The following is a 6709-nucleotide window of genomic DNA, read 5'->3' as shown; positions in this document are numbered from 1 at the left end:
CCGCGCCACGGTGTCTCTCCCCCCCTCTCTTGCTTTTTTCGTGTTTGGGTGGTTTCTCTACCACTGTTCGGCGTTCGGGGGGGGGGGGGGGGCGGGGGGGGGCCCCCCCCCCCCCCCGCCGCACCGCACCACCGGCACGCGGAATGGGGCCCCTCGGGGGCCCGCTTGTCCATCCCGGCCAAGCTCGGACGGGTGATCCTTCCGTAGCGGCGGAATTCCTTTCCGATTCCGCCACTACACTGCTCAACACAACGCGTCAGGCCCACAGTGTCGTGCGTCTTCCACGCGGCTACCCCCTCCACCGCCTGCGGCCGTCGGGACGGCCGTCCGCACTGGACTTGTGAGGACCCACGTGAGCTCGAAACCTGTCGTACTCATTGCCGAAGAGCTGTCGCCGGCGACCGTCGAGGCGCTCGGCCCGGATTTCGAGATCCGGCACTGCAACGGCGCCGACCGCGCTGAGCTGCTGCCCGCGATCGCGGACGCCGACGCCATCCTGGTCCGCTCCGCGACCAAGGTCGACGCCGAGGCCATCGCCGCCGCGAAGAAGCTGAGGGTCGTCGCCCGCGCCGGAGTCGGTCTCGACAACGTCGACGTCTCCGCCGCCACCAAGGCCGGCGTGATGGTCGTGAACGCCCCGACCTCCAACATCGTCACCGCCGCCGAGCTGGCCTGCGGCCTCCTCGTCGCCACCGCGCGCTTCATTCCGCAGGCCAACACCGCGCTGAAGAACGGCGAGTGGAAGCGGAACAAGTACACGGGCGTCGAGCTCAGCGAGAAGACCCTCGGTGTCGTCGGCCTCGGCCGCATCGGCGTCCTGGTCGCCCAGCGGATGTCGGCCTTCGGCATGAAGATCGTCGCGTACGACCCCTACGTACAGCCCGCGCGCGCCGCCCAGATGGGCGTCAAGATGCTGACGCTGGACGAGCTCCTGGAGGTCGCCGACTTCATCACCGTGCACCTGCCCAAGACCCCCGAGACCGTCGGTCTCATCGGGGACGAGGCCCTGCACAAGGTGAAGCCGTCCGTCCGCATCGTCAACGCCGCCCGCGGCGGGATCGTGGACGAGGCCGCGCTGTACTCGGCCATCAAGGAGGGCCGCGTCGCCGGCGCCGGTCTCGACGTGTACGCGAAGGAGCCCTGCACGGACTCCCCGCTGTTCGAGCTCGACCAGGTCGTCTGCACCCCGCACCTCGGCGCGTCCACGGACGAGGCCCAGGAGAAGGCCGGTGTCTCGGTCGCCAAGTCGGTGCGCCTCGCGCTCGCCGGCGAGCTCGTGCCCGACGCGGTCAACGTCCAGGGCGGAGTCATCGCCGAGGACGTCCGTCCGGGCCTGCCGCTCGCCGAGAAGCTCGGTCGCATCTTCACCGCGCTGGCGGGCGAGGTCGCGGTCCGCCTCGACGTCGAGGTCTGCGGCGAGATCACCCAGCACGACGTCAAGGTGCTCGAACTCTCCGCGCTCAAGGGTGTCTTCGAGGACGTCGTCGACGAGACGGTCTCCTACGTCAACGCCCCGCTGTTCGCGCAGGAGCGCGGCGTCGAGGTCCGTCTGACCACCTCCTCGGAGTCCCCGGACCACCGCAACGTGGTGACCGTGCGCGGCACCCTGTCGGACGGCTCGGAGGTCTCGGTCTCCGGCACGCTCGTGGGTCCGAAGTACCTTCAGAAGATCGTCGGCATCGGCGAGTACGACGTGGACCTGGCGCTCGCCGACCAGATGGTCGTCCTGCGCTACGCCGACCGTCCGGGCGTGGTCGGCACCGTCGGCCGCATCCTCGGCGAGGCCGGCCTGAACATCGCGGGCATGCAGGTCGCCCGCGCCGAGGCGCACGGAGAGGCCCTCGCGGTCCTCACCGTCGACGCCGAGGTCCCGGTGAACGTCCTCGCGGACATCGCCACCGAGATCGGCGCCGTCTCGGCCCGCACGGTCAGCCTCGGCTGACCTTCCGGCTAAGGACATGCGCGAAGGGCCCGGGGTTTCCCCGGGCCCTTTCGTGTGTACGGCGCCGACCGCTCTACGTGGTTCAGTGCGCGAGCGCTTCGCCGGCCCCGGCCCGCTCCGCCGCGGCCGGGGCGGCAGCCGCGCGGCCCCGCAGCAGGACCGTGGCGAGGACCGCCGCCGCGAGGAGCAGGACCGTACCGCCCCAGGCGGCGTACTGCATTCCGTGGACGAAGGCCTCGCGGGCCAGGGTCAGGACCTGTCCGCCCGCCGCGCCGCCGAGCTGCTGCGCCGTGGCCACGGCTCCGCCCAAGGTCTCCCGTACGGCGGGCTCGGAGCCGGCGAGGTCGGAGCGGTAGACGGCGGTGCCGAGACTGCCCAGGACGGCCATCCCGAGGGCGCCGCCGAATTCCTGGCCGGTCTCCAGCAGGGAGGCGGCGGAGCCGGCCTTCTCGGCGGGGGCGGCGCCGAGCGCCATGTCGGAGACCAGGGACATCACGGTGACGATGCCGCAGGCGAGGACGCCGGCGCCGGTCAGCAGCAGCCACAGGGAGTCCGTGCCCACCAGGCTGATCAGGGCGAACCCGGCGGCGGCGAGGACGAAGCCGCCGGCGATGACGTAGGCCCGGTCGGTCTTCTGGGCGAGCACGGCGCTGACGGGGGCGGCGGCGCCGATGAACAGGGAGGGCGCCAGGCTCCAGAGGGCGGCTTCGAGGGTGCCCATGCCGAGCACCGACTGGAGGTACTGGGTGGTGAAGTAGGCCGAGCCCATCATGGCGAAGGCGGCGATGGTGTTCAGGCCGATGCCGGCGCCGAACCCGCGGCCCTGGAAGAGGGCCCGGGAGACCATGGCGTCGTCACGGGTGCGCTGGCGGCGGACGAACCCGTACCCGAAGGCCAGGCCGACGGCGAGGCAGGCGGCGTAGAGCGGGGTGAAGCCCTCGGCGGCGATCTCCTTGAGGCCGTAGACCACCGGCAGTACGGCGGCCATGGACAGGGGCACGCTCAGCAGGTCGAAGCGGCCGGGGGCCGGGTCCTTGAACTCGGGGACCAGCACCGGCACCACGGCGAGCAGGAGCAGCATCGCGGGCACGTTGATCAGGAAGACGGAGCCCCACCAGAAGTGGTTCAGCAGCACGCCGCTCAGCACCGAACCGAGGGCGATGCCGCCGGTCATGACGCCGGACCAGATCGCGATGGCCTTGCCGCGCTCCTTGTCGTCCTGGAAGAGGTTGCGCACCAGGGCGAGCGTGGAGGGCATCAGGGTGGCGCCGCCGATGCCGAGGAGGGCGCGGGCCGCGATGAGCATCTCGGCGCTCGTGGCGTAGGCCGCGCCGACGGAGGCGAGTCCGAAGGCCGCCGCGCCGATCAGCAGCAGCTTGCGGCGGCCGATCCGGTCCCCGAGCGAGCCCATCGTGATCAGCAGGCCGGAGAGGGCGAAGGCGTAGCTGTCGAAGATCCAGAGCTGCTGGGTGGCGCTGGGGTCGAGCTCCCGGGTGATGGCCGGGATGGCGAAGTAGAGGACGGAGACGTCCATCGAGACCAGGAGCAGGGGAAGCACGAGAACGGTGAAGGCGATCCATTCCCGGCGACCGGCGAGACGTGCTGCGGGGTTCGTCATGAGCAGTAATGTACAAGCGTCATAAACGTCTGTCTAGTACGGCTGTATAGATTCTTGGAGCGGTCGCACGGACGGTCGCACGGGTGGTCGTGTGGAACGGTTGTCTTATACGGACGTCTTGCTACCGTTGGGGCCATGGGACATCGCGAAGATCTGCTGGAGGGCGCCAAGAAGTGCCTGGTCGAGAAGGGTTTCGTGGGGACGACCGCGCGAGACATCGTCAAGGCCTCGGGTGCGAATCTGGCCTCCATCGGCTACCACTACGGCTCCAAGGACGCGCTCCTGACGCAGGCGTTCATCGCCCTGATCGAGGAGTGGGGCGCCCAGTTCACGGCCGGTATGACCGGTGAGGGCGGCTCGCTGGAGCGCTTCCGTTCGGTGTGGGACGGGGTGTACGCCGGACACGAGGCGTCGGGCCCGATCTGGGCGGCCAGCATGGAGGTCGCGCTCGCCCGGGACCGGCTGCCGGAGCTGCGGGCGATGCTCGCCGCCTCGCAGGGGGAGGGGCGCAAGGGGTTGGTCTCGATGTTCACCGGGGTGCCCGAGGAGGAGCTGACCGAGGACGACCTGAGGACGACCGGCGTCTTCTACCAGGCCCTGCTGAACGGGTTCATGCTCCAGTGGCTCTTCGATCCGGCGTCGGCCGCGAGCCCGGCGGACCTGACCGAAGGGATGCGGCGGGCGGCGGCGGGGATGGCGAAGACGGCGCCCGGGGTCGGGACCGGTCCCGAAGCCGGGGACCAGGGCTGATCGGACCCGGTTGTCCCTACCGGTGCAGGCGGGCCGCCTTGAGGGACATGTGGAGCAACAGCCGGTCCTCGCCCTCATCCAGGTCCAGGCCGGTCAGCTGTTCCACCCGGGCGAGGCGGTAGTACAGGGTCTGGCGGTGGATGCCCAGGGCCGCCGCCGCGCGGCCCGCCTGGCCGGCGCAGTCCAGGAACACCTCGGCGGTCCGGGCGAGTTCGGTGTGGGCCGGGCCGAGCAGGGTGCGGGCCGCCGGATCGTCCAGGGCCTCGGCGGTCACGGAGGCCAGCATCCGGTAGGGCCCGATCGCGGACCACTGCGCGACCGGCCCCAGCCCCGGCCGCGCGGTGGCGGCCCGCGCCGCCGCCGTGGCCTGCTGCCAGGCGGCCGGCAGTCCCGCGAGAGCCCGCACGGGGTCGGACACCCCGGCGGTGACCCCGGGGCCCCCAGCGGTGCCCGGGCCCGGCGTCGCGCGGGGGAGGAGGCGGGAGACGGCCGTCAGGGCCGGAGCCAGGGCGTCCGAGCCCCGGAGCCGGATCAGCACCGCCAGCGACTGCCCGGCCGGGCCGCTGCCACCGCTGCCGCCGCCGGCGGTGTCGGCCGGGCCCGTCCGGGGCTCCTCGTCGGAGGCTCCCGGCCGGGGGGCCACGCAGACCGCCGCCGCTCCGGGGACCGAAGCCGGAGCCTCCCCGGGCCACGGGCTCACGCACACCGCCGCGTGCGGTCCGTCGGCCCCCGGACCGAGTGCCACCCGTAGCGCTGCCACCGCCATGTCCTGCTGCCAGCCGCGCCCGGCGGTGAGCACCGCGCGGAACTCCCGGGACAGGTCCGCCCCCGCGCGGGCCTCCTCCGCGAGGAGGACCCCGATTCGCTGGGCCACCTCCATGGCCGCGGCCAGCGCCCCCGCGTCGATGCCGGGCTCCTGGTCGAGGAGCCACACGTAGCCCTGGACGATCCCCCGGTAGCGCACCGGCAGGCAGATCCGACCCCGGAACACCCCGGCCTCAGGGGCCGCCGGGATCCGGACCGGTCCGGAGGCGCGGGCGATGCCGAAGGCCTCGAACCAGGAGCGGACGGCCGCCGTCGACTGGCGGGTGAGGATCGAGCGGGTCCGTACGGGATCCATGGCCAGGTCGTCATCGCTGTCGTGCGCGCCGAAGGCGATGAGGCGGAAGTCCCGGTTCTCCAGCGTCGCCGGAGCGCCGAGCAGCGCCGAGATCTCGTCCACCAGGTCCTGGTAATCGCCCTTCACGCGGACATTCTCCCACCCCGCGAGCGGCTCTTCAGACAGATGTATGAGATCCCGGCCACGGATGCGTGACAGCTGTCGATGGCAGAGGATCGTGGAGATCCCTAGGTTTCACGGTGGTTTTACTTACGTTTCCCTGATGGCCGCCGTCGTCCCGACATCGGCCTTATGTCGGCTTCTGCCCGTCACCGTTGGAGGTACCCGTGCTGGGTCCCGCGATCCTCGCCGCCTCGCGCAGCGACAAGATGCGCCGAATCGTCTCTGCCGCCCCGGTGACCAAGCCCGTGGTGAACCGGTTCATCCCCGGTGAGACGGTCGACCAGGTCATCCCGATCGTCGAGGACCTCACGAGCAAGGGGCTGGAGGTGACCCTCGACGTCGTCGGCGAGGACATCACCACCGTGGAGCAGTCGCACGCCGCGCGCGACGCGTACCTCCAGCTCATCGAGCAGCTCACGCACCTGGGCCTCGGCGAGACCGTCGAGATGTCGGTCAAGCTGTCGATGTTCGGCCAGGCGCTGGAAGGCGGCCACGAGCTCGCCCTCGCCAACGTCCGCCCGGTCGTCGAGGCCGCCGCGGCCATCGGCACCACCGTCACCCTGGACGCCGAGGACCACACCACCCTCGACTCGATGTTCGCCATCCACGAGGAGCTGCGCCGCGAGTTCCCGCAGACCGGCTGCGTGATCCAGGCGTACCTCTTCCGCACCGAGGCCGACGCCCGGCGCCTGGCCGCCGCGGGCAGCCGCGTACGCATCGTCAAGGGCGCCTACAAGGAGCCCGCCGAGGTCGCGTACCAGGACAGGGCCGAGATCGACAAGGCGTACGTCCGCATCATGAAGATCCTGATGGAGGGCGAGGGCTACCCGATGATCGGGTCCCACGACCCGCGCCTGATCGCCATCGGCCAGGAGCTCGCCCGTCAGGCGGGACGCAAGCTCGACGAGTACGAGTTCCAGATGCTGTACGGCATCCGCGGCGAGGAGCACCTGCGGCTGGCCGCCGAAGGACACCGGATGCGCGTCTACACGGCGTACGGGACGGACTGGTACGGCTACTTCATGCGGCGCCTCGCCGAGAAGCCGGCCAACCTCCTCTTCTTCCTCCGCTCGATGATCACCAAGAACTAGGCACCCCACTAGCTCAAGGCACATCC

5 protein-coding genes are annotated in these 6709 nt (G+C 71.3%); 3 read left to right on the top strand and 2 right to left on the bottom strand.

The window, feature by feature from the left end; translation table 11 throughout:
* Positions 1-352 precede the first annotated feature (352 nt).
* The gene (gene serA, locus ACFXDJ_RS12060) at positions 353-1942 is read left to right on the top strand and encodes a phosphoglycerate dehydrogenase (protein WP_384660096.1); all 1590 of its coding nucleotides are present in this window, start codon (positions 353-355) and stop codon (positions 1940-1942) included.
* An 82-nt stretch (positions 1943-2024) separates the two neighbouring features.
* Here serA and ACFXDJ_RS12055 read toward each other — a convergent pair whose 3' ends face one another.
* Positions 2025-3560 (bottom strand): MFS transporter, encoded by a 1536-nt coding sequence (locus ACFXDJ_RS12055; protein WP_384660093.1) that lies wholly within the window; start codon positions 3558-3560, stop codon positions 2025-2027.
* 135 nt (positions 3561-3695) lie between these two features.
* On the opposite strand from ACFXDJ_RS12055, the gene ACFXDJ_RS12050 reads away from it, so the two are divergent.
* Complete coding sequence (locus ACFXDJ_RS12050) at positions 3696-4310, top strand: TetR/AcrR family transcriptional regulator (RefSeq protein WP_384660090.1); 615 nt, start codon at positions 3696-3698, stop codon at positions 4308-4310.
* Positions 4311-4326: 16 nt separating this feature from the next.
* Here the strand turns inward: ACFXDJ_RS12050 and ACFXDJ_RS12045 are convergent, their stop codons facing one another.
* Positions 4327-5556, bottom strand: a complete 1230-nt coding sequence (locus ACFXDJ_RS12045) for a PucR family transcriptional regulator (protein WP_384660087.1) — start codon at positions 5554-5556, stop codon at positions 4327-4329.
* Between the two features lie 200 nt (positions 5557-5756).
* Between ACFXDJ_RS12045 and ACFXDJ_RS12040 the strand changes: the two genes are divergently transcribed.
* Complete coding sequence (locus tag ACFXDJ_RS12040) at positions 5757-6683, top strand: proline dehydrogenase family protein (protein ID WP_384660084.1); 927 nt, start codon at positions 5757-5759, stop codon at positions 6681-6683.
* The last annotated feature ends 26 nt before the right edge of the window (positions 6684-6709 follow it).

It is taken from the genome of Streptomyces sp. NPDC059443, from assembly GCF_042750105.1.
In the GTDB taxonomy this organism is placed as follows: domain Bacteria; phylum Actinomycetota; class Actinomycetes; order Streptomycetales; family Streptomycetaceae; genus Streptomyces.
This window is presented reverse-complemented; position numbering and strand designations above follow the sequence as displayed.